At 68.2% G+C, this 23,183-nt stretch carries 19 protein-coding genes and 1 pseudogene; 7 read left to right on the forward strand and 13 right to left on the reverse strand.

Features of this window, described 5'->3' with window-relative positions:
- Positions 1–3: 3 nt before the first annotated feature.
- Genes U5O44_RS05700 through dbpA form a run of 3 tightly spaced genes read right to left on the reverse strand, consistent with a single transcriptional unit; the run spans position 4 to position 2,855 of the window.
- Entirely contained in the window at positions 4–513 is a 510-nt protein-coding gene (locus U5O44_RS05700) for an outer membrane protein assembly factor BamE (RefSeq protein ID WP_322587495.1), read from the reverse strand.
- 37 nt (positions 514–550) lie between these two features.
- The gene (gene ppk2, locus U5O44_RS05705) at positions 551–1,375 is read right to left on the reverse strand and encodes a polyphosphate kinase 2 (protein WP_322587496.1); all 825 of its coding nucleotides are present in this window, start codon (positions 1,373–1,375) and stop codon (positions 551–553) included.
- A 43-nt stretch (positions 1,376–1,418) separates the two neighbouring features.
- Positions 1,419–2,855: an ATP-dependent RNA helicase DbpA gene (dbpA, locus tag U5O44_RS05710; protein ID WP_322587497.1), complete on the reverse strand. Its 1,437-nt coding sequence runs from the start codon at positions 2,853–2,855 to the stop codon at positions 1,419–1,421.
- Positions 2,856–2,890: 35 nt separating this feature from the next.
- Between dbpA and U5O44_RS05715 the strand changes: the two genes are divergently transcribed.
- The 3 genes from U5O44_RS05715 to U5O44_RS05725 are packed head-to-tail and all read left to right on the forward strand — an operon-like array spanning position 2,891 to position 4,873.
- Positions 2,891–3,484: a 1-acyl-sn-glycerol-3-phosphate acyltransferase gene (locus tag U5O44_RS05715; protein ID WP_322587498.1), complete on the forward strand. Its 594-nt coding sequence runs from the start codon at positions 2,891–2,893 to the stop codon at positions 3,482–3,484.
- Positions 3,471–3,863 (forward strand): hypothetical protein, encoded by a 393-nt coding sequence (locus tag U5O44_RS05720; RefSeq protein ID WP_322587499.1) that lies wholly within the window; start codon positions 3,471–3,473, stop codon positions 3,861–3,863. Before U5O44_RS05715 ends, U5O44_RS05720 begins: the two co-directional genes overlap by 14 nt.
- The gene (locus U5O44_RS05725; RefSeq protein ID WP_322587500.1) at positions 3,848–4,873 is read left to right on the forward strand and encodes a CapA family protein; all 1,026 of its coding nucleotides are present in this window, start codon (positions 3,848–3,850) and stop codon (positions 4,871–4,873) included. The genes U5O44_RS05720 and U5O44_RS05725 overlap by 16 nt, the downstream gene beginning before the upstream one ends.
- Here the strand turns inward: U5O44_RS05725 and minE are convergent.
- From minE to U5O44_RS05765, 8 genes and pseudogenes are all read right to left on the reverse strand, one after another.
- Positions 4,852–5,145: a cell division topological specificity factor MinE gene (minE, locus tag U5O44_RS05730; RefSeq protein ID WP_322587501.1), complete on the reverse strand. Its 294-nt coding sequence runs from the start codon at positions 5,143–5,145 to the stop codon at positions 4,852–4,854. The two genes, U5O44_RS05725 and minE, sit on opposite strands and share 22 nt — an antisense overlap.
- Positions 5,146–5,149: 4 nt before the next feature.
- Positions 5,150–5,965, reverse strand: a complete 816-nt coding sequence (gene minD / locus U5O44_RS05735) for a septum site-determining protein MinD (protein ID WP_322587502.1) — start codon at positions 5,963–5,965, stop codon at positions 5,150–5,152.
- Between the two features lie 53 nt (positions 5,966–6,018).
- A complete protein-coding gene (minC, locus tag U5O44_RS05740) occupies positions 6,019–6,738 on the reverse strand; it encodes a septum site-determining protein MinC (RefSeq protein ID WP_322587503.1) in 720 nt (239 codons plus the stop codon).
- Positions 6,739–6,849: 111 nt separating this feature from the next.
- Positions 6,850–7,062 (reverse strand): annotated as a pseudogene (locus U5O44_RS05745) (multidrug ABC transporter ATP-binding protein); the annotation flags it as partial.
- 7 nt (positions 7,063–7,069) lie between these two features.
- Positions 7,070–8,440 carry an IS4 family transposase gene (locus tag U5O44_RS05750; RefSeq protein ID WP_473964707.1) on the reverse strand — a complete coding sequence of 457 codons (1,371 nt, stop codon included), beginning with the start codon at positions 8,438–8,440 and terminating at the stop codon, positions 7,070–7,072.
- A 14-nt stretch (positions 8,441–8,454) separates the two neighbouring features.
- On the reverse strand, positions 8,455–10,149 hold the full coding sequence (locus U5O44_RS05755; protein ID WP_322588473.1) for an ABC transporter ATP-binding protein: 1,695 nt from the start codon (positions 10,147–10,149) through the stop codon (positions 8,455–8,457).
- A 12-nt stretch (positions 10,150–10,161) separates the two neighbouring features.
- The gene (locus U5O44_RS05760) at positions 10,162–12,483 is read right to left on the reverse strand and encodes a YgiQ family radical SAM protein (protein ID WP_322588474.1); all 2,322 of its coding nucleotides are present in this window, start codon (positions 12,481–12,483) and stop codon (positions 10,162–10,164) included.
- Between the two features lie 153 nt (positions 12,484–12,636).
- Positions 12,637–13,626, reverse strand: coding sequence for a ComEA family DNA-binding protein (locus U5O44_RS05765; protein ID WP_322587505.1), 990 nt, complete (start codon positions 13,624–13,626; stop codon positions 12,637–12,639).
- Between the two features lie 423 nt (positions 13,627–14,049).
- Here U5O44_RS05765 and U5O44_RS05770 point away from each other — a divergent pair, with 423 nt between their 5' ends.
- The gene (locus U5O44_RS05770) at positions 14,050–14,247 is read left to right on the forward strand and encodes a hypothetical protein (protein WP_322587506.1); all 198 of its coding nucleotides are present in this window, start codon (positions 14,050–14,052) and stop codon (positions 14,245–14,247) included.
- A gap of 34 nt (positions 14,248–14,281) precedes the next feature.
- On the opposite strand, the gene U5O44_RS05775 is transcribed toward U5O44_RS05770, so the two are convergent.
- The gene (locus U5O44_RS05775; RefSeq protein WP_322587507.1) at positions 14,282–14,887 is read right to left on the reverse strand and encodes a PEP-CTERM sorting domain-containing protein; all 606 of its coding nucleotides are present in this window, start codon (positions 14,885–14,887) and stop codon (positions 14,282–14,284) included.
- 301 nt (positions 14,888–15,188) lie between these two features.
- Positions 15,189–17,912 (reverse strand): bifunctional diguanylate cyclase/phosphodiesterase, encoded by a 2,724-nt coding sequence (locus tag U5O44_RS05780; protein ID WP_322587508.1) that lies wholly within the window; start codon positions 17,910–17,912, stop codon positions 15,189–15,191.
- 286 nt (positions 17,913–18,198) lie between these two features.
- On the opposite strand from U5O44_RS05780, the gene U5O44_RS05785 reads away from it, so the two are divergent.
- From U5O44_RS05785 to U5O44_RS05795, 3 genes are read left to right on the forward strand one after another with little or no spacing between them, the layout of a single operon-like run.
- Positions 18,199–19,623, forward strand: a complete 1,425-nt coding sequence (locus tag U5O44_RS05785) for a glycosyltransferase family 2 protein (RefSeq protein WP_322587509.1) — start codon at positions 18,199–18,201, stop codon at positions 19,621–19,623.
- On the forward strand, positions 19,620–21,206 hold the full coding sequence (locus U5O44_RS05790) for a polymer-forming cytoskeletal protein (protein WP_322587510.1): 1,587 nt from the start codon (positions 19,620–19,622) through the stop codon (positions 21,204–21,206). The genes U5O44_RS05785 and U5O44_RS05790 overlap by 4 nt, the downstream gene beginning before the upstream one ends.
- The gene (locus U5O44_RS05795; protein ID WP_322587511.1) at positions 21,203–23,134 is read left to right on the forward strand and encodes a polysaccharide deacetylase family protein; all 1,932 of its coding nucleotides are present in this window, start codon (positions 21,203–21,205) and stop codon (positions 23,132–23,134) included. Before U5O44_RS05790 ends, U5O44_RS05795 begins: the two co-directional genes overlap by 4 nt.
- Positions 23,135–23,183 lie beyond the last annotated feature (49 nt).

The following is a 23,183-nucleotide window of genomic DNA, read 5'->3' on the forward strand; positions in this document are numbered from 1 at the left end:
TGGTCACTTGCTGCCCTGGTAGACGTCGCGCGGGTCGTCGAGCGACGCCGCGTTCAGCACCTTGCCGTTGAAGTCGTAGGTGACGCGGAACACCTTGCGCGTCTGGCCATCCAGCCAGCGCCAGTCCCAGACCTCTTCCTTCTTCAGCTGGAAGGCCTGCTTCTCGGCGGGTTGCCCCAGCAGTCTGCGCACCTCCGGCACCGACATGCCCGGCTGGACCTTGGCGAAGTAGCTCGGGTGCAGCACCTGGCGCAGGCCGGTCATCTTGCCGTCCGGACCGATGGTGATGAAGTAGTTGGTGCTGCCCTCGGGCTGGCGGGTGTACTCGAAGACCCGCGTGCCGTCTTCGAGGCGCTGGATGTCGAGCGGCGTGCCGAACTCGCGCATCACGTCCATCTCGCTGGCCACGCCCTCTTCGAGCTTGGCGATCTTCTGCTGGTCACAGCCGACCAGCGCCAGCAGCGCAGCGGCGAGCACGAGCGGCAGCGCGCCGCGGGGGAACAGGTGTCTCATGGCAGTGGTCGCTCCTCGTTCAGACCGTTCAAACCGTTCAGAAAGATGCAATCGGCTTCAACGGGCCGGTGAACGATTCTCGCGCCGCTGGCGCCGGCAAAGGTTCGAAGTCGATGAGCGGCTCGGGCACATCACAGTCGGGCAACTGGTCGAGCAGGTGGCGGATCAGCGTCAGCCGGCCGCGCCGCTGGTCGTTGAAGTCCACCAGCGTCCACGGGGCGTGCTTCGTGTGCGTCGCCTCCAGCATCGCGTCGCGGGCGGCGCCGTATTCGCGGTATTTCAGGCGCGCCTTCAGGTCGATCGGCGACAGCTTCCAGCGCTTGAGCGGGTCGCTGCGCCGCTCGGCGAAGCGCTCTTCCTGCTCGGCCTGGTCCACGGTGAGCCAATACTTGAACAGCAGGAGGCCGTCGTCCACCAGCAGCTGCTCGAACGCAGGCGCCTGCCTCAGAAAGCGCTGCACCTCGTCCTCGCTGCAGTAGCCCATCACCTGCTCGACCCCGGCGCGGTTGTACCAGCTGCGGTCGAACAGCACGATCTCGCCAGCCGCAGGCAGGTGCGCGGTGTAGCGCTGGAAGTACCACTGCGTGCGCTCGACCTCGCTCGGTTTGGGCAGCGCGACGACACGGCATTGGCGCGGGTTCAGGCAGTCGCTGACCGCGCTGATCGCGCCGCCCTTGCCGGCGGTGTCGCGGCCTTCGAAGATGACCAGCACCCGCTTGCCGTGGTGCGCCACCCAGCGCGCCAGCCGGTTGAGTTCGACCTCCAGCGGCGCCAGCGCGTCGGCGTAGCCCGACTTGCCGAGGCGGTCACCCTTGGCGTCCTTGCTGTCCTTGCCGTTCTGACCGTTCTTGTCCTTGCCCATCGCCTCGTTTCCTCGTCTCCTGGTGCAGATGCCTGCGGGTGCATCAGCCGCGTGCCGCCGACTCGGCCAGCACGTCCTTGAGCAGCCGCGCCTTCGCCTTGCGGCCCTTGAGGTTGCCTTTGCTCAGCCGGTCGGCGGCCTGCCGGGCGACCTTGGTGTCCACAGCGACGTAGGTCTGGAACTCGGTGACGTTGATCTTGCCGATCTGGTCCGCCTTGTAGCCCGCCTCGCCCGTGAGCGCGCCCAGCACGTCGCCGGGGCGGATCTTGTCCTTGCGCCCGCCCAGGATCTGGATGGTCTGCATCGGCGGCACGAGCGGCGCAGCGTCCTCGACCTCAGCGCAGAACAGCTCCGCCAGCGGCGACCACACCGTCTCGCGGCCCTGCAGCACCTCGATGCGCCCGACACGCCCCATCTCGTCGAGGCTGGCCAGACTGAACGCCAGCCCTTCCTCGTCCGCTCGGCCGGTGCGGCCGACGCGGTGGGTGTGGACCTCGGTGTCGGGCGTGATGTCCACGTTGATGACGGCTTCAAGCTGCGCGATGTCCAGCCCGCGCGCGGCCACGTCGGTGGCCACCAGCACCGAGGCGCTGCGGTTGGCGAACTGGATCAGCACCTGGTCGCGCTCACGCTGCTCCAGGTCGCCGTGCAGCGCCAGCGCCTCGAAGCCGGACGCGGTCAGCACGTCCACCAAGTCGCGGCAGCGCTGCTTGGTGTTGCAGAAGGCGATCGTGCTCTCGGGGCGGTATTTCTTCAGCAGCAGCGCGACGGCGTGCAGGCGCTGCGACTCGGTGACCTCGTACCAGTGCTGGCGGATCTTGGTCGGCGCGTGGGCCTCCTTGAGCGTGACCTCGCGCGGGTTGCGCAGGAACTCGCGGCTCAGGCTGGCGATGCCCTCGGGGTAGGTCGCCGAGAACAGCAGCGTCTGGCGCTGGCGTGGGCATTGGCGGGCGATCGAGGCGATGTCGTCGTGGAAGCCCATGTCGAGCATCCGGTCGGCCTCGTCCAGCACCAGCGTGTTGAGCACGCCCAGCACCAGGCTGCCGCGCTCCAGGTGGTCGCCGATGCGGCCGGGGGTGCCGACGACGATGTGGGCGCCGTGGGCGAGGCTGTCGACCTGCGGGCGCATGGTGGCGCCGCCGCACAGGGTCAGGATCTTGATGTTGTCCTGCGCCCGGGCGAGGCGGCGGATCTCCTGCGTGACCTGGTCGGCGAGTTCGCGGGTCGGGCACAGGACCATGGCCTGCACGTCCTGGCGCGCGACGTCGAGCCGCGCCAGCAGCGCCAGCGCGAAGGCTGCCGTCTTGCCGCTGCCGGTCTTGGCCTGCGCGATCAGGTCGTGACCGGCCAGCGCGAGCGGCAGGCTGGCGGCCTGGATCGGGGTCATGCGGGTGTAGCCAAGCTGCTCCAGGTTGGCCAGCATGGCGGGCGACAGCGGCAGGCGCGCGAAGGAGTCGGTGGCATTCGGGGTTTCTTGCATGGGCGGATTATCCGGGCAGGCGACAATCCGCGCCCATGCACCGCACCATCTTCGACACCCCCGGGGTCAACACCGTCTTCAAGGCGCTCTCGACCCGCTTTCTGCGCCTGACCGGCTGGCGCGTCGAGGGGACTCTGCCACCCGGCGTCACCAAATGCGTGGTCATCGCCGCGCCGCACACCAGCAACTGGGACTTGCCCTACACGCTGATGGTGGCGTTCGTGCTGGACCTGCGCATCTACTGGATGGGCAAGTGGCAGATCTTCCGCGCGCCGTTCGGCGGGCTGATGCACTGGCTGGGCGGGATCGCGGTGCGCCGGGAAACGTCGAACAACCTCGTGGCGGCCTCGGCGCAGGCGCTGGCCGAGGCCGAAGGGCCGGTGCAGCTGATCGTGCCGCCGGAGGGCACACGCAGCAAGGTGCGCTACTGGAAGACCGGCTTCTACTACATCGCGCTGCAGGCCCAGGTGCCGATCGTGCTGGCCTATCTCGACTACCACCGCAAGGTCGGCGGCCTCGGTCCGGTGTTCCACCCGACCGGCGACATCGAGCGCGACATGGTGGTCATCAAGCAGTTCTACGCCGGTATCCGCGGGAAAAACGCGGACCAGTTCGATGCGCAGGGTTGAACGCAGCGGCCGAGCCGTGCTGATGGCGCTGGTGCTTGCGCCGTCGCTGGCGGTGGCCGGACCACGGGTGCGCTGCCACGTCGACTACGGCGGCGAAACCCGGACCATCGACGCCCGCCCGGTCGCCAGCCCGCTGGCCGTCGCGCCCGTCGAGGTCGGCTCCTACTTCCGTTTCCGGCTCGTGGTGCTGCGCGCAGCGGGCCTGCCGGACGAGGTGCGCATCGAGACGTTCTCGGACCGGGATGACGGGCCGGTGCTGATCCACCAGAGCCGCTACCCCTTGCCGCGCCGCGCAGGCGAGTTCACGGGACATCAGACCGTCTACGAGCCGGTGCGCGATGGCGAACTGCAGTACCGCTGCGAATGGACAAGCCCCTGATGAACCCCCTGCGCAAGACCCTGCGCCCGCTCGCATGGGCCACCCTGATGCTGCTGGCGAGCGCCCCTGCCCTGGCCGCCAGACCTGCGGCGGACACGCCCGTCCGGCTGATCTTTGCAGGCGACGTGATGCTGGACGACGGCCCCGGGCAGACGATCGCCGCCGGTGGCGACCCACTGGCCGCGTTCGACGCCGTGCTGCGTGACGCGGACTTCACCATCGGCAACCTCGAATCCCCGATCGCCACCGTCGGCGAGCCGATGGACAGCAAGATCTTCAACTTCCGCGCCCACCCACGGGTGATCCCGGTGCTGAAGGGCCGCTTCGACGCGCTCGCCGTGTCGAACAACCATTCCGGCGACTACGGCCGTGCGGCGTTCATGGAAACGGTGCAGCGCGTGCGCGACGCCGGCATCGCGGTGTTCGGCGGCGGCGAGAACCTGAAGGCTGCGCATGCGCCACTGTGGATCGAACGCGGCGGCCTGCGCATCGCTGTGCTCGGCTACAACGAGTTCAAGCCGCGGGCGTTCGAAGCCGGCGCCAACTGGCCCGGCATCGCCTGGAGCGACGACCGGCAGGTGGTCGCCGACATCCGGGCAGCACGCAGGGCGGGTGCGGATGTGGTGATCCCGTTCATGCACTGGGGCTGGGAACGCGAACCCCACACCACCGTCCGCCAGCAACAGCTCGCCCGCCGCATGATCGACGCGGGCGCCGACGCCGTGGTGGGCGGCCATCCGCATGTCACCCAGGGCGCCGACACCTACAAGGGCCGGCCGATCATCTGGAGCCTGGGGAATTTCCTGTTCGACGGCTTCGACCTGCCGCCGGCGCGCATTGGCTGGGTGCTGCGCATGACAGTGGACCGCCGCGGCGTGCGGACCTGGGACACGGTGGAAGCACAGATGGATGACGCAGGAACGCCCTTCCCGCGCTGGGACCGTCTGACACCCTGCGGATGGCGGGGTGAACCGACGGTCATGCGCTGTCAGGCACCGCCGCCGCGCTGACTCTCGAAGCTGACCCGCGGTCCTTCGGGCAACTCGATCTTGACCTCCAGCACTTCGAGGTTGTCGTGGCGCTCCAGATGGACCTTGATGTCGTTCGGGTGGATGGCGACGTACTTCGTCACCACGGCCAGCAATTCGCGCTGCAGGGCCGGCAGGTAATCCGGGCTGGCACTGCGCGAAGTGCGCTCATGGGCCAGGATGATCTGCAGGCGTTCCTTGGCGACGGTCGCGGATTTCTGCTTTTCACCGAGCATGAATGATAGAAACCCCATGGGGTCACCTCGCGCCAAACAACCGCTTGAAGAATCCCGGCTTCACCAGTTCGATGAAGCGCATCGGTTTCTCCTCGCCCAGGAACCGTGACACGACATCCTTGTAGGCCTCGGCAGCATCGGCGCCAGCCATGTGGATCACGGGCACGCCCTGGTTCGACGCCTGCAGCACCACCTCCGACTCCGGGATCACGCCGATCAGCTTGATGCGCAGGATCTCGTGGATGTCCTCGATCGACAACATCTCGCCGCCCTGGACACGGGTGGGGTTGTAGCGGGTGATGAGCAGATGCTCCTTGACGGGCTCCCGACCTTCGATGGCCCGCAGTGTCTTGGACGCCAGCATGCCGAGGATGCGGTCCGAATCGCGCACGGAGGACACTTCGGGATTGGTGACCACCAGCGCCTCGTCGGCAAAATGCATGGCCATCATCGCACCCGTCTCGATGCCGGCCGGCGAATCGCAGACGATGTACTCGAACTCCATGTCCGACAGTTCCTGGAACACGCGGCCGACGCCCTCCTTGTTCAGCGCCTCCTTGTCCCGGGTCTGGGAAGCCGCCAGCACGAAGAGGTTCTCGCAGTGCTTGTCCTTGATCAGGGCTTGCTGCAGATGCACTTCGCTGTTGATGACATTGATGAGGTCATACACCACACGGCGCTCGCAACCCATGATGAGGTCGAGATTGCGCAGGCCCACATCGAAATCGATGACGACGGTCTTGTGCCCCCTGATCGCCAGTCCTGACGCAAAGCTGGCGCTGGTGGTGGTTTTGCCGACTCCGCCCTTTCCGGAGGTCACCACAATGATCTTGGCCATCCGTCGAGGTCCTTTCTGTTGATTTGTTTGTTATTTGCCGATTGGGGAAAACATCAGACCTTGATGGGCTCGATGATCAAGGTGTCGCCATCCAGTCGCACCTGAGCGGATTTTCCCCGAACCTCCACCGGCAGCGGCGGATCGGTGGTCTGGTAAATACCCGCGATCGAGATCAATTCAGGTTCCATGCAGGTGGTGAATATGCGGGCATTCACATCTCCGGTGGCCCCTGCAATTGCCTTGCCTCGCAGCGGGGCATAGACATGGATGCTGCCGTCGGCGATCACCTCGGCGCCATGGTTGACCAGCGCCAGCACGACCAGATCGGAACCCTTGGCATAGATCTGCTGGCCCGAGCGCAGCGGCCGGTCGATCACCATCACCGATGACGTGCGAGGCTGCACGGGAGGTGGTGCGGCAACCCGCGCCGGCGGCGGGCCTTCCTGGGGAGGCACTTCGCACAGGCCGGCGTCCCGGGCGGAGGCCATCTGGGCAGGGGATCCACCGCGCACGGCCACCGGCACCATGCTGTAGCTGCGCAGCAGTCCGATCAGACCCTGAAAATCCAGCGCCTCGGCAGAATCCTGAATCTGCGCCAGATCGATGAGCACCGGATCCTGATTGAAAAATTCCGTCGATGGCCCGAGTCGGACCCGCAGTTGTTCGGCTAACTCCGACAAGCGCGGGGACTTCACCACGAGAGCCACCAGCGTGAGCGATGCGCTTTTCAAATCAAACACGGCGGGCAGGTTACCCGTAGAGGCTAGGGCCATGTGACAGCAATCGACATCCGGTAATTCGACAAGTGTACCCACTGGATGCCGGCCCCAAGTCACCGAACGGCACCTTATGGAGAACTGTAGCGGGATCCCATGATTGAATGGTCAAACTGGTGAATTTTCACCGACACATTCAGTTTCATCTTCACCCAGGAATCCACCGCTCTGGCGCGCCCAGAGGCGGGCATAGAGGCCGCCCTGCGCGAGCAGGCTGCGGTGGTCGCCCTGCTCGACGATGCGGCCCTGGTCCAGCACGATGAGCCGGTCCATCGCGGCGATGGTGGACAGCCGGTGCGCGATGGCGACGACGGTCTTGCCCATCCCATTACACACAAGCCCCCATCTCCTTAGCGAAGCGCACGCCCCGCACGAAGGTGTTGACCTCGTGCATGCCCAGCCAGAGGGTCTTCGCACCGGGTTCACCGTCATGCTTGCGCCCCAGGAAGCCGCCGAGCTGAGCGATCAGGCGCACCACGGTGTTGAGCTTCGGGCGCTCCTTCGGGGGCTTCTTGCGGTTGAGGATGAACGCCGCCTGCCACTCGATGTCCTCGAAGAACAGCTCGGCCGGCAACTCGGGCAACTGCCGGCCCAGCCGCATCAGCCGGTTGATGCGCCAGGCGATGATCAGGTACATCGCCAGGGCCGTCTCCAGCCGATCGATGTGACCGAGCTGCAGCCGCTCGACCCGGCAGCCCTCCTTGAGCACCAGGAACAGCAGCTCGATCTCCCAGCGGGCTCGGTACCACTCCACCATCTCGGCCGCCTGCTCCAGCGTCTGGACCGCTCGGTTGCTCAGCAGCCGCCAGATCACCGGCTTGGCCCCGACCGGCACATTCACCTCGCTGGCGATCACGCACGTCATCTCGATGGCTGGCCGCCCCGGCTCACCGGCCTTGTCCGGCCCCGCCGCCTTGAGCACCACGCGCTGCGCCCGCAGCTCCTGCTGCACCACTCGCGCCTTGCGCCCTCGCCCGGCCGGCATCTCGAACACCACCGTGCCCAGCGACTCGCTTGCCATCACCTTGGACCACAGCTTGCCCGCCTGCTTGCCCGGCAGCACCCGGTCATGCTGCGCCCTCACCAGCACGTCCACCGCCCAGCCGCTGCACTGTCCACGCTCGAACAGCGCCATCGTGTCCGACTCCCGGTCCCCCACGCACACCAGCCTCGTCTCGGGCAGCCCCTCTGCCAGCCCCACCAGGTGCGCGTAGCTCTCCACCCAGCGCACTCCCTCGTCGATCTGCCCGTCCTGCCCCTTGGGCTGCCGGGCCCAGTTCCACGCATTCACCAGCCCCAGCGGCTCTCGATGCGGCGTCACCGCGTATGTCGGATGCACGTACAGCCCCCGCCGCGCCTCGTAGTTCAGCCGCCCCAGCCCCTGCGCGCTCTGCCCGTCAAACTCCAGCTCCGTCGTGTCCTGCAAGCACAGCACCACCGCCTGCGCCTGCATGCGCCGAACGCTGGCCTGCGCGTGCGCCTGCAGCACCGCTTCCCCGCTCGTGTCCTCGTGCCCCAGGAACCGGTACGCCGCCTGCGTCTGGCCCCAGTCCCCGCACGCCTTCGGAATGCTCGCCCCAGGGCTCTGCGCCAACTGCTCCGCCAGCAGCACCGCTCGCTTGTCCAGCCTCGCGTCGCCCAGCGACAGCGTCCTCAGTTCTTCTTGCGCCCACTTCGTCATCCCGACAGTTTCCCTCACGTCTCCCCGTCACCTCACCGGACAGACTTGTGTGTAATGGGATGGGTCTTGCCCTCCATCAGCGCATACAGGCTGGCCTGGATCGCCGCCTCGACCTCGGAATCGAGCGCGCTGGTGGCTTCGTCGAGCAGCAGGATCGGCGCGTCCTTGAGCATCACGCGGGCGATGGCGATGCGCTGGCGCTGGCCACCCGACAGCTTCACGCCCCGTTCGCCCACGTGGGCGTCGTAACCCTGACGTCCCGCAGGGTCACTGAGCGTGCGGATGAACTCGGTGGCCTCGGCACGCCGAGCGGCATCGACCATGGCCTCGTCGCCAGCCTCTGGGCGGCCGTAGAGGATGTTGTCGCGCACCGAGCGGTGCAGCAGCGAGGTGTCCTGCGTCACCATGCCGATGTGCTCGCGCAGGCTGTCCTGGGCGACACCGGCGATGTCCTGGCCGTCGATGAGGATGCGCCCGGACTGCACGTCGTAGAAGCGCAGCAGCAGGTTGACGATGGTGGACTTGCCCGCCCCCGAGCGCCCGACCACGCCGATCTTCTCGCCGGGGCGGATGTGCAGCGAGAGGTTGCGGATCACCGGCGGGCGCCCGTCGGTGGCGCCGTAGGAGAAGGTCACGTCCTCGAACACGACCTCACCGCGCGGCACCTCCAGCGCCGGCGCGTCCGGCCGGTCGACCACCGTGCGCGGCCGGGACAGCGTGCCGATGCCGTCCTGCACGGTGCCGATGTGCTCGAACAGCGAGGTCATTTCCCACATCACCCAGTGCGACATGCCGTTCAGGCGCAGCGCCATCGCGGTCGCCGCCGCCAGCGCGCCGACACCGACCTCCCCGCGCATCCACAGCCACAGCGCCACCCCGGCCGTGGCCGCGATCAGGCCCATGCTCAGCACATGGTTGACGACCTCGAAGCCGCTGACGAGCCGCATCTGGCCGTGGACCGTGCCGAGGAACTCGCCCATCGCGCTGCGGGCGTACCCCGCCTCGCGCCGGCCGTGCGAGAACAGCTTGACGGTGGCGATGTTGGTGTAGGCGTCCGAGATGCGCCCGGTCATCAGCGAGCGCGCGTCCGCCTGCCGCTGCCCGATGCGCGCCAGCCGCGGCACGAAGTAGCGCACCGACAGCACATACAGCGCCAGCCAGGCCATGAACGGCCACAGCAGCCACGCATCCAGCCGCCCGGCCAGCGTCGTCATCGTCACGAAGTAGATGACCACGAAGACCAGGATGTCGCAGGTGATCAGCGCCGTGTCGCGCACCGCCAGCGCCGACTGCATCACCTTGGCCGCCACCCGGCCGGCGAACTCGTCCTGGTAGAACGACAGGCTCTGGCCGAGCATCAGGCGGTGGAAGTTCCAGCGCAGCCGCATCGGGAAGTTGCCGGCCAGCGTCTGGTGCTTGAACAGCGTCTGCAGCGCCACCAGCACCGTGCTGCCCATCACCAGCGCGGCGAGCCCGAGCAGCTGGCCGCGCTGCTCCGCCCACAACTGCTGCGGTGGCGTGTGGCTGAGCCAGTCGACCATGTCCCCGAGCAGCCCGAACAGGAAAGCCTCGAACGCGCCGATGCACGCCGTCAGCAGCGCCATGGCCAGGATGTACGGCCGCACGCCCTCGGTGCAGCACCACATGAACGCCAGAAAACCGCGCGGCGGCGGCGATATCTCGGCAGACGGAAACGGATCGACCAGTCGCTCGAAGGCGCGCAGCAGGCGGTTCAAGGCTCAACGTCCCTTCTTGGGGCCGGGCTTGGCGCTGCCGGTGACCCGCGGGGGCAGGCCCGTGTGCTGCGTCAGGATGCGACCCGCGCCCGGCACGACGATCTTCGCCTTGCCCGCCGGCTTGGCGACCGAGGTCTTGATGCCGACCGGCGTCGAATTCTTGCGCCGTGCGCTCTGGTAGCTGCCGTCGGTGGTGGGCTGGTAGGTCGGGATCAGGTGGTGCTTGCCGTTGCCGATCAGGTCGGCGCGGCCCATCTCGGCGAGCGCCTCGCGCAGCAGCGGCCAGTTGTTCGCATCGTGGTAGCGCAGGAAAGCCTTGTGCAGTCGGCGGCGGCGGTCACCGCGCACGATGTCCACCTTCTCGGCACGGCCCGCCTCGCGGCTCAGGCCCTTGAGCGGGTTGAAGCCGGAGTGGTACATCGCCGTCGCGGTGGCCATCGGGCTCGGGTAGAAGGTCTGCACCTGGTCGGCGCGGAAACCGTTCTTCTTCAGCCAGACGGCCAGGTTCATCATGTCCTCGTCGCTGGTGCCGGGGTGGGCGGCGATGAAGTACGGGATCAGGAACTGCTTCTTGCCAGCCTCTTCGCTGAACTTCTCGAACAGCTGCTTGAAGCGGTCGTAGGTGCCGATGCCCGGCTTCATCATCTTGGACAGCGGGCCGCCCTCGGTGTGCTCCGGCGCGATCTTCAGGTAGCCGCCGACGTGGTGCGTGACCAGCTCCTTGATGTACTCGGGCGAGCGGATCGCCAGGTCGTAGCGCAGGCCCGAGCCGATCAGGATCTTCTTCACGCCACGCAGTGCGCGCGCCCGGCGGTACATCTGGATCAGCGGGTCGTGGTCGGTGTTCAGGTTCGAGCAGATGCCGGGGTAGACGCAGCTCGGCTTGCGGCAGGCCGCCTCGATCTCGGGCGACTTGCAGCCGATGCGGTACATGTTCGCCGTCGGCCCGCCGAGGTCGGAGATGACGCCGGTGAAGCCCTTCACACGGTCGCGGATGTCCTCGATCTCACGGATCACCGAGTCCTCGGAGCGGCTCTGGATGATGCGGCCCTCGTGCTCGGTGATCGAGCAGAAGGTGCAGCCACCGAAGCAGCCGCGCATGATGTTCACGCTGAAGCGGATCATCTCCCAGGCGGGGATCTTGGTCGCGCCGTCGTGGCCGCCGTGCTCGTCGGCGTAGCTCGGGTGCGGGCTGCGGGCGTAGGGCAGGTCGAACACCAAGTCCATCTCGGCCGTGGTCAGCGGGATGGGCGGAGGGTTGATCCAGGCGTCGCGCTCACCGTGGCGCTGCACCAGCGCGCGGGCGTTGCCGGGATTGGTCTCCAGGTGCAGCACGCGGTTGGCGTGGGCGTAGAGGACCGGGTCGCTCTTGACCTGCTCGTAGGCCGGCAGGCGAACCACGGTGCGCTCGCGCGGCGGCAGTTGCACGCGGCCGGCGGCGCGGGCGATCGGGATGAAGCGGATCGGCTGGGCGCCGTCCGGCAGCGCGGCGGCGGCCGACGCGCCCTGCCCGTCATCCTTGGCGCAGGTCGTGCCCTGGGCCTCGGCTTGTTCGGCGGTGGTCTGGTAGGGGTTGATGTGCGCGTCGATGCGGCCCGGCAGGTCCACCTCGGACGAGTTCAGCTCGAACCAGCCCTCGGCCGACGGATCGCCGGTGCGACGCATGAAGGCGGTGCCGCGCACGTCGGTGATCTGCTCGACCGGCTCGCGCGCGGCCAGGCGGTGGGCGATCTCGACGATGGCGCGCTCGGCGTTGCCGTAGAGCAGCAGGTCGGCCTTCGAGTCCACCAGGATCGAGCGGCGGACCTTGTCCTGCCAGTAGTCGTAGTGCGCGATGCGGCGCAGCGAGGCCTCGATGCCGCCGAGCACGATCGGCACCTCGTTCCACGCTTCGCGGCAGCGCTGGGCGTAGACCAGCGAGCTGCGGTCCGGCCGCTTGCCGCCGAGGCCGCCGGGGGTGTAGGCGTCGTCGCTGCGGATCTTGCGGTCGGCGGTGTAGCGGTTGATCATCGAATCCATGTTGCCGGCGGTGACGCCGAAGAACAGGTTCGGCTTGCCGAGCGCCTTGAACGGCTCGGCGCTCTGCCAGTCGGGCTGGGCGATGATGCCGACGCGAAAGCCCTGCGCCTCCAGCATCCGGCCGATCACCGCCATGCCGAAGCTCGGGTGGTCGACGTAGGCGTCGCCGGTCACCAGCACGATGTCGCAGGAGTCCCAGCCGAGCTGCTCCATCTCGGCGCGGCTCATCGGCAGGAACTTGGCCACACCGAAGCGCTTGGCCCAGTACGGGCGGTAGCCGTTGAGGGCTTTCAGGGCGCGGGGCATGGCGGGGGCGGTCAGGGTGGCGGCCAAGGCGGGGCTCTCGATGCGTGAAGAAATCAACCCTCGATTGTCTTCTGTCAGCGCCCACACCGCCAGCACGGCCTGCATTCACCTTCCGAAGCGGCGGTCACCCACCGCCACTGGCTCAGAAGCAGCTCAGACGCAGAGGTGCCGGCGCATGCGCGCCAGGCGCTTCTCGCCCACGCCGTTGATGTCCAGCAGCTCGTCGATCGAGGCGAACGGGCGCGCGGCAACCACCGCCTTGGCCAGCGAGCGGTTGAGACCATCGATGGCGACCAGTTGCGCCTCGGTCGCCAGGTTCACGTTCAGCAGGTGCGCATTGCGGGCCTTGGGCTTGGCCGCAGCGACAGTGGCAACCGGTGCCAGCGCTGGTGCTGGTGCTGGCGCCGGGGCGGCGAGCACCACGGGGCGGTGATCGCGGGTCAGCAACCCGTCCTGCGTCCATTCCCGCAGCATCAGCACCAGCGCGGCAGCCGGATCCGTCGGTGCCGACCAGGCACCAGCCAGCCCCTCGCAAGCCGCCTGCCCGCCAAGTTGCCCCACCTCGACACGCCCGAGGCACTCCCCGGCAAACGCCCCGCCGGTGTAAGGCTGCCCCAGCGCCCACAGCTCCAGGCAAAGACTGCCGCTGAGGTTGTCCGCTGCACGGGGGTTGCTGACCGCGACCCTGTCGAGTTCCAGCGCCACACCGACAGGATGCGCCAGCAGCGGCCGGTCGAGCACGAGCGTTGGCTGCAGGAACGACTGCGTCTGCGCAAAGACCTGCTCGTCGTGCACGGACAGCTGCCCGTCGGCCTCGACAGCCGACAGCGTCATCACCATCCGCCAGTCCGACACACCCGACGGCACCGCCGCAGAGGCCACCCCCTCGATCCTCGCCGTGGCGCCATTCGCAGACCCCGGGAAGGTCGAGTGGACCTGTGCGACCAGGATGCGCGGCGCGGTCTCGGCCGCCTCGACGGGCTGCGCCCACAGCATCAGCCACACCTCCGCAGGCCCGCCGCCAACCTCCGCCCAGAGCGTGATCTGGTCTGCGTCGAGGCGGTAGCCGCAGGCGCCCGCGATCTGCAGTGCGCCGTCAGGGGTGGCAATGTCCGAAGGGTGGGGGTTGTTCAGGAGAGTCATGTGCGGAAAGGTACGGAGTCGAGCCAGTGGGCCACCGAGCAGTGTCAATGGCGCGTCAAAGCGCTCAAGGGTAATCCCGAAGCACCAAATTTTCCATGACATTGCAGGGACTGGATTCAAATAAATGCCTCCTTCAAGCACCAAAAAAGTGCCAACTGTCGCCAAAAACAAGCCATTGCACCCAAATGCACTAATAGTGTGCGCAGCCGGCGCAGGCGTCCCCGCGCCTGTCCGGTTGTCGCGTCGAGCATGTCCGGATCAGATCGCTGGCGATGCCTTATGCTGCGAGCCACTTTTCGGCATCTCGCACGCGGCCGGCCGACCGGCTGACGCCGCGTTCCGACCACGGATCGCGACGCCGATGCAGCGTCGGCTCATCCGGGGGATGTCCCGTCCACGCCACGCTCAGGAGCACAGCACGCCATGGCAACACCCAACTATTCCTACGAAAAACGTCAGCGCGAACTTGCCAAGAAGCGCAAGACGGAAGAAAAGCGCAACCGCAAGAACAACCCGGGACGCGAGGACAGCGCCCCCGGCGCCGACGGGGCCGGCCCGGCACTGAACGACGCTGGCCTGCCGCCGCAAGCCGGCGCAGGCGAGCCGGCCAACGCCGGCTGAAGCCTGCACGGGCCGCGTTCGCCTGCGCGCCCGCTCAGGCGGTGCGGCCTGTCCGGTACCGGACCCCCGCCACCAGGCCGAGACCGGCCATCAGCATGAGCGCGGAGGCGGGCTCCGGCACCGCTGGCACGGCATCCCCGATGACCAGCACCTGCCCCACATCCCAGCCCGTCTGCTCCAGCCATGCACGGCCGGAAAATCCATCACTGAAGTGCACCTCGACATAGGCATGGCGCAGCGATGTCCCGCCGTAGTCCAGGTTCTGGCTGTCGACCTCGCCGGTGGCGGCGTGGACGATGCGGTCCAGATCCAGCCCGTCGAAGGTCCAGGTGGCATGGTGCTCCAGCTGCAGCCCGGTCCAGACCTGTGACGAATAGTGGGTGCTGCTGCCGGGCAGGCGGTCTTCGCGTCGTCCATCGGACAGATAGTCTTCCCAGACCGCCACACCGTCCTCCTGCGCGCCCATCGCATACACCAGCCCCGTCACCAGGATGCCGGGCGCGGAATGGTTGACGACTTGCCCCGCCTGCAGATACCAGTCACCGTCCAGCGTCACCGTTGCCGAATGGCCCGCCGCCCAGGCCGGCGCGGCCAATCCCACCCAACCCGCAACTATTCCCGCGATCATTTTCCTGTTCATACCAGTTCCCGTGTTTTCTCAGGGCTGCGTGGCTCAGCACCCGAGCTATTTATGCTTGAAAATCCGAGGTTGCCAACAGGACGAACCGTAACGGGAAGATGCGTCTGGGCCACACCTGATACACCCCCCGAACATGGGGTAACCGCAAGCCAGATATCCGCCAAACACCGAAGAATGCACGGCCGTAACCCCCTGTTTCCCGGGGTTTCAGACATGTTATCAGGTGTTATTTTCTACTTCTGGATGGATTTGCGGCATTCCTGCACACTCGCCGGAATGCGCCACGACAGCACCATTAAGCTCACCGGATGAGCCATTCGTCGCGAAGACGTCGCAGGAATTCCTCTGCAGGCACCGGTCGGCCGAGCAGATAGCCCTGCGCCACATCGCACTGCTGCTGGGCCAGGAACCGGAGCTGGTCCTCGGTTTCCACGCCCTCGGCCACCAGCCCGACCTCCAGGCTGCGGGCCATGGAAATCATCGCGCTCACCAGGCGCGAGCTGCCCGCATCGCGCGGCACATTGACCAGGAAGGACCGGTCGATCTTGAAGCGCTGCACCGGCAGATCGCGCAGATAGGACAGGCTCGAATACCCCACCCCGAAATCGTCGATCGAGACACCGACCCCCAGCTCGGCCAGACGGTTGAGCAGTCCGCGGGCCTGTTCGGTGTCCGTGACGGCCGCGCTCTCGGTGATCTCCAGCTCCAGGGACTGCGCCGGCAGCGCATGCCGGGCAAGCGACTCGCGCACGGCCGTCACGATGTCGTCGTCCGCCATCTGCCGGGTCGACAGATTGACCGCCACCGACAGCGGCCGGCCGGTCTGCTCCTGCCAGACATGCGCGTGGCGACAGGCCTCGTCCAGCACCCAGCGCCCGATCGGCACGATCAGGCCCGACTCCTCCGCCATCGGAATGAACTCGGCCGGCGAAACCATGCCCTGGCTCGGGTGGTTCCAGCGCAGCAGCGCCTCGGCGCCGACCAGCGCGCGGGTCCGGCAATCGAACTGGGGCTGGAAATACAGCTCCAGCTCTCTGTTGTCCAGGGCACGGTGCAGGTCGACCTCCAGCTGCAGCTGCACCGGCGAGTGCTGGCGGTCTTCACGGCGGTGCACATGCAGCTGGCTGCGACCGGCATTCTTGGCCAGGTACATGGCGGAATCCGCCTGGCTCATCATCTCCACGCCATCGACACCCGCCATGCTGTCGTGGGCCGCCAGCCCGGTGATGCCGATGCTGCCGCTCACCCGCAGCCGGTGCCCGTCGACCTCCAGCGGCTCAGACAGCAGCTTGAGTATCCGGCGCGCCACCCGCTCGGCATGGGCCACGGCATCCGGCGCGATCAGCAGCACGGCGAACTCGTCTCCCCCGAGTCGGGCCAGCACCGTCTCCTCGTCAAGCTCGCCACGCAAGCGGGCCGCGATCTCGAGCAGCACCCGGTCTCCGACCAGGTGGCCCAGGGTCTCGTTGATCTTCTTGAAACGGTCCAGGTCGATGATCATCATCGCCAGGGATGCCGGCACGCCGCGGTCGACGCTGAGGCGCCGCTCCTCCAGCGCCTGCACCAGACGCCGCTGGAAGGCCTCGCGGTTGATGAGGCCGGTCAGCGCGTCGTGCTGGGCCAGCTTGCGCATGGCTGCCGCCGCACGCTGACCGGCACTCATGTCCCGCAGCATGCCCAGGCACACACCTTGGGCCCACGCCGTCACCAGCGGCCGGCAGACCAGCGAGAGCGGAAAGCCGCTGCCGTCCGACCGCACGGCCCGCAGTTCGATGCGCAGGCCGGCCTGTGCGGGACCGGCGCCCGCCAGCCCGTCCAGATGCGCCCGCAGAGCCGGCTGCTCGGAGGCCTCGACCAGATCGAACAGGGAATGTCCGGCCAGCGCGGTCCGGCGGAACAGGGCCAGGGCCGCCGGGTTGGCCGCCAGCAGCACCCCCTGCGCATCGAAGGTGATGATGCCCTCGGCGCTCTGGTCGATCACGCCACGCAGGCGGGCATCATCGAACGCGGACTGTTGCTCCTTCAAGCGGACGGCCTTGGCCGACAGGTCGACCCGGCGCTGCTGGTGCCGCAGCAGCAACGCCAGTGACAGCGTGCCCAGCGCACCCGTGAGCAGCACCAGCAGGGCTTCGGGGTGCAGACCGTACACGGTGGGCGGCTGGTGGATCGAGAGCATCCACAGGCGTTGCCCGACCTCGATCACGAAGCGCCGGTCCGGCACGACCACCGCCCAGGCACGCTCCCACGGGGTCACCGCCCCCCGTGCAAGACCGCCACCTTGGTACACCACGGTCTCCGACTGATCGGCGCCGTCGACCGTGCCGATGTCGCTCACGCGCACCCGATAGGGCAGATTGACGCCTTCCGGCATCACGGTGGCGACGAGACGTGCCAGGTCGATGGCCACATTCACCTGGCCCAGGAACGCCGCGCGGCGCCCCTCGACCGTACCCGGATCACCCGGGCCGCCCGTCTGCCGGTAGACCGGCACACCAATGTCGACGCCCAAGAACCCCTCCGGCAGGTGGTGCGGCGGCGTCAGGACACAGAGGTTGCCGTCCCGCGACGCTTCGATCCAGCGCGCACGGTCTCGGTCCACCACCGGGTCGCGCCACTGGCCGGCGGCGGCGGGTTCACGGAAACGGGTGACAAGACCCTGCGCCGGCGTGGGCCAGCCGTCCAGACGCACCGACACCACCTCCGGCAGGTTGGCCTGGATCTGGAGGATCTCGTAGTGCGTCCGGAACTCCTTGCCGGAGACGTCTTCGCTGGCCAGGAACAGCCCCTGGAAACTGCGGGCCACATCGACCAGACGCTTCACATGGCGGTCGAACAGCAGCTCGCGCGCTTCACCGAACACATCGAAGCGGGCCTGCGCATCCGCAGCCAGGCGCCCGGCGATCGCATGCCAGGCGTACAGCGTGACCACACACCCCACCAGCACCAGCACGTGCCCGAGCCAGCGACCTGTGCGGGTATCGCCGGACACCGCGTGCCCGTCTTGTTCGGTGGTCGATTGGCTCAAGGACTTCTTTCCGCGGAACTGGCTGCTGACTGACTGCAACGGGACATCGGCAGCACAGGAAGAACCTGAAGTGCACGAGTCCGGAGTGTAGGCACGCCCTGCCGTCAAGCCCCTCGATCGCAGCCCAACGCCAGATCTGCAACAGGGTTGAGCGGGCGGGCGCAAGTGCTCCACAACTTAAGACGGTGCCGCATATTCACAAAAAGTCACACATTTCGGGTTAATCTTACAAATAGACACCAATAGCGTCCTCCCTCCACCTCGGCCGAATCGCCCCGAACTGCACATGTCACCCACCCACTTTCGCCCGCTGCGCACCCTGTTTCGATGTGGCACGAACGGCACAGGCCTGTTGCTGCTCACCAGCAGCGCGCAGGCGGCGGACGCATCGGCGTGGATGCGTCTTTCGCTGGAAAGCCCGCTCGGCGCCGCCTGGGCGTGGGCACTGGTGGCGGTGATGATGACCATCGTGCTGCTGCTGGCGGCCTACACTTTCCGCCACTACTGGTTCTCGCTGAACCGGCTCTTCGGCGACCAGCGCCACCCCTACGCCAGCATCGTCAGCGCCGACTGGCCCCGCGTGACCATCTTCGTGGCCGCCCACAACGAAGAGGCGGTGATCGAGGACTGCCTGGTCAACCTGATGGGCGTGGACTACCCCGCCGACCGCATGCTCGTGGTGCCGGTGAACGACCGCTCGAAGGACCGCACGCGGGAGATCGTCGACGAGGTCGTCACCCGCTACCCGGGGCGCATCCGGCCCTTCCACCGCGTGGACGGCAAGCCCGGCAAGGCCGCCGCGCTGAAGGACGCCACCGAAACGGTGGACACCGAATTCATCATCGTCTTCGACGCCGACTACCTCCCCTCGCGCGGGCTGATCCGGCGGCTGATGGCACCCTTCTTCGATCCGGAGGTCGGCGCAGTGATGGGCCGCGTAGTCCCGCAGAACTGCGGCGCCAACCTGCTGACGCGGCTGCTCGACCTGGAGCGCTCGGGCGGCTACCAGGTCGACCAGCAGGCGCGCATGAACCTGGGACTGGTGCCGCAGTACGGTGGCACGGTGGGCGGGATTCGGCTGTCGGCGCTGCAGGCGGTGGGCGGCTGGCACGACGATGTCCTGGCCGAGGACACCGACCTGACCTACCGCCTGCTGCTGGGCGGCTGGAAGACCATCTACCAGAACCGCGCCGAGTGCTACGAGGAAGTGCCGCAGAACTGGTCCGTGCGCACCCGCCAGATCAAGCGCTGGGCCAAGGGCCACAACCAGGCGATGTGGCGCCACACGCTGGCGTTGCTGCGGCAATCCGATCTGAGCTGGCGCGAGCGCATCGATGGTGCGCTGCTGCTGGGCGTCTACATCATGGCGCCGGTGCTGATCATCGGCTGGGTGGTGAGCCTGCTGCTGTACTTCACGGTGTCGGTGCAGTGGATCGCGCCGGCCCTGCTGCTGCTGGCCTTCATGTCCCACGGCGCGCTGGGCAACTTCGCTGCCTTCTTCGAGATCGCCGCGGCCACGCACATGGACCGCTCGCGCAACCGCATCCGGCTGCTGGCGTTCAACTGGCTGGGCTTCATCGTCAGCGCGGTGGCGATCGCCCGCGGCGCACTGGAGCAGATGGTGCTCGACCGCATCGGCACCTCGACCTTCCATTGGGACAAGACCATCCGCTACCGCAGCGCCACGCCAAAACCGGGGGCACAGCCATGAAGTTCGCGCTGCTGCTGACCTTGCTCACGCTGGCCGTCATCCTGCTGCCGCTGCTGCCGGCTTTCCGGGAATGGTGGAAGCCGACCGACGTGACGCCGCTGCCCATCGACGAGACCGACGCCCTGGAGCCGGCCTACCTCGCCCGGCGCTTCTCGGAGATGATCGGCCCGGCGCTGGACAAGGGCCTGATCGCGCTGGGCGGCGTGCCGCTGGTGCACCTGCCGGCCCATGCCGTCCACGCGCCGTGGCCCCTGAATGCCCAGGAAGTGCGCACCCAGCGCACCCGGCGCATCTGGCACACCGATGGCGACTGCGTGCTGCCCGAGCGGCTGCACTGCCTGGCCGAGATGTCCGCCCGCGGCGCACTGCGCACCGCGGCAGGCCGCACCTACCGCGCGCTGCTCAGCGGCGCGCAGCTCACCCTGGCGCCGCACACGCGGGTCATCCGCTGGGCGCATGCGCAGAGCCTGGTGATCGGCGACCACTGCCAGCTGCCTGCCCGCATCAGCGCCACAGAGGTGCTGATGCTCGGCCGCGAGGTGAGCTTCTCCCTGCTGCATGCGCCCGCCATCCGCTTCACGGGCCAGGTGCCGATGGACTGGCCAGTCCCGCCCGACGGCCGCTGGTCGATCGGCAGCACGGACGGCGTGCGCTGGGACGCAGCCAGTGGCACAGGCCACGTGCCGTATGCGCTGCATGTGCCACCTCTGCGGCGCTGGCGTGGCGACCTGCACGGCGCCAGCCACCTCTCGCTGGGCGAGGGCTGCGAAGCCGAAGGCAGCCTGCGCTCGACCGGCACGCTGAGCCTCGGCGCCGGCAGCCGCGTCCACGGCGGCCTCATCGCGCGCGGCGAGGTCTATCTGGCGGCCGGCACCACGGTCGGATCGTCCATCGTCTCCGAGACGCTGGTGGTGCTCGGGGCTGGCTGCGTGGTCGGCGTGCCCGGTGCGCACGCCACCGTGCGCGCGCCGCGGGTGGAGATCGGCAAGGGCGTGGTGGTGCACGGCACCGTCTGGTCCGGCCAGCACATGCGCAGGGTCGGGCTGCCGCAGGACGAGGATCTCGATCCGATGGACCCCGCCGGTCTCGGTCCGGCCGTGCGCTGGAACCCGGTGTCCGGCCGCGGTCTGGCCAACGCCGACCTGAAGGTGCCGCCGCTGCGGCAGTGGAGCGGCGATCTGGTCTGCCAGGGTGACCTGGAACTGGGCGCGCGCTGCCAGGTCGACGGCAGCCTGAAGGCCTACGGCGATCTGGGCCTCGGCCCGGGCGTGCGGGTCGAGGGCAGCGTGGTGGCGCAGGGCGACGTGCTAGTAGGCGCGGGCAGCCAGGTGCGCGGCTCGGTGGTGTCGGAGACCGCGGTCGTGCTCGGCCCGGGCTGCACCATCGGCTCGCCCGAGCGGCACGCCACGGTCTGCGCGCCGCGCATTGAGGTCGCCCTCGGCGTGGTGGTGCACGGCACCGTGTGGGCTGGAGCCAGCGGAGATGCCATGGGCGCCTTGCAGATCGACTCGGATGTCGATCCGGAGGACCATCTGCCCGAGCTGCCACCGCTGTCGGCCCTGCCGGGGAGGGCTGCAGCATGAGCGGCGGTTTCCTGTCCCGCACCATGGCCCGGATCGCGACCTGGAACTGGGGGCGCGTGCTGATGGCCGCCCTGCTGCTCGGCGCGGCCGGGGCCACCTGGTGGCAGGCCCGCGCCGACCGGCTGCCCGACAACGTGCAGCAGCTGGTGCTGCTGCTGCCGGATGCCGAGCTGAGCGACCCCGTGCCGGTGCGGGCCTGGCAGGACGCCGCCGAGGAGCTGGGCCTCCACCTGGAGACCCGGACCGCCTCGCAGGTGATGCGTGCCGGCCGGCAGGCGCAGGGCACGGCCTTCATCCTGCCGGACACGCTGCACCGCCGCATGAGCGACGTGCTGATCGGCCACCTGCGCGAGCGCGTGCGGGCCGGGGACACATTGATGCTGGTGCACGACGCCGGGCTGTCGGACATCGACGGGCGCTACCGTGAGGACCGCTCGCGGCTGTCCGACCTGGCCGGGGTGCACTACGGGCTGTACGGTGAACTCAAGACCGGGATGCTGCGCGACGCACCGGCCTGGGTCGAGCCGGCACAGGTCCGGGCGCTGGGCATTCCGCCGGGCAAGCTGGTGCGGGGTGCCGAGGGCCGCCCGTTCACCAGCGCGCAGGCGGCGTCCGACACCGCCGAGCCGCTGTCGATCGCCGGCTACATCTACGGCGAGCTGAAATACCCCACCTTCATCACCCGCGGCTCCTACGACGGCACCCGGCTGATGAACGCTCCGGATGGCAGTCTGGTGGCAGGCCTGCACCGCTACGGTGCCGGGCAGGTGCTGTTCGTCAACCTGCCGCTGACGCAGCTCAAGGTGCGCACGGACGGGCTGCTGCTGCACAGCTTCCTGCAGTTCTTCGCCGAGCGGGTGGTGGGTGTGCCGCAGCTCTCGCCGATGCCCCAGGGACGCGGCGCGGTGGTGATGAACTGGCACGTCGACGACCTCAAGGCGCTGCCAGCGCTGGAGCGGGCCGCCGAGATGGGCGCCTTCCAGCAAGGCCCGTACTCCATCCATTTCACCGCCGGCCCCGACGTCAACGAGGAAGGCGACGCCAAGGGCATGCACCTGAGCAACAACCCCCAGGCGCAGGACTGGGTGCGCCGCCTGGGTGCGGCCGGCCACGAGATCGGCAGCCACGGCGGCTGGATCCACAACTGGTTCGGCGCACGGGCCGACAAGCTCGACCGAGAGGTCGTGGCCTCGCTGATCGAGCGCAACTCGGCACTGCTGCTGGAGGTGGGGGGCCGGCCGGTGCGCGAATACTCCGCGCCGGTGGGCAACCACCCGGCGTGGACCACCGCCTGGCTGCGCAAGCGCGACATCCGCTCCTACTATTTCACCGGCAACACCGGCATGGCCCCGACCCGCAGCTACCAGGACGGCGTGCAGCCACTGCCGGACAGCTGGTCCTACCCGGTGCTGAACTTCGGCGTCTATGCCTCCTTCGAAGAGGCCAAGGCCGACCAGTTGCCTGAAATCGAGGTTGCCGCCTGGCTGAGCGACGTCAGCCGCTTCTGCGCCGAGCAGCGCACGCTGCGGCTGGTGTATTTCCACCCGATCGGGCTGGTGATGTATCCGCAGGCCTTCCAGCGCTGGCTGGAGACCAGCAAGGCACTGGCCGACCAGGGCCAGCTGCGCTGGACGACGATGGCCGACCACAGCGCGTTCGCCAACCAGCGCCTGCGCACCCGCTGGACGCTGACCGACTCCAGCCGCAGCGCCAGCACCCCCAGCCAGCAGCTCGAAGCCCACCACCCGCAGTCCCTCGACGGCATGACCTGGCTGCTGCCGCGCAGCCGCTATGCCCAGCCGGTCGTCACCAGCGGCGAAGCCGTGGTCGACGCCGTGGACGGCCAGTGGCGTGTCGTCGCCAAGGCCGGTGTCGGCCTGCGCCTGCACCTCCCGCTGGAGCCGCGCCGCCCCGGCATGCCGCCCTGAGCCGCTTCAGACCCTGCCTGTCCACATCCCCCTCCCTCCCCTGCCCACG

The organism is Sphaerotilus sp., assembly GCF_034519685.1.
Lineage (GTDB): Bacteria > Pseudomonadota > Gammaproteobacteria > Burkholderiales > Burkholderiaceae_C > Sphaerotilus.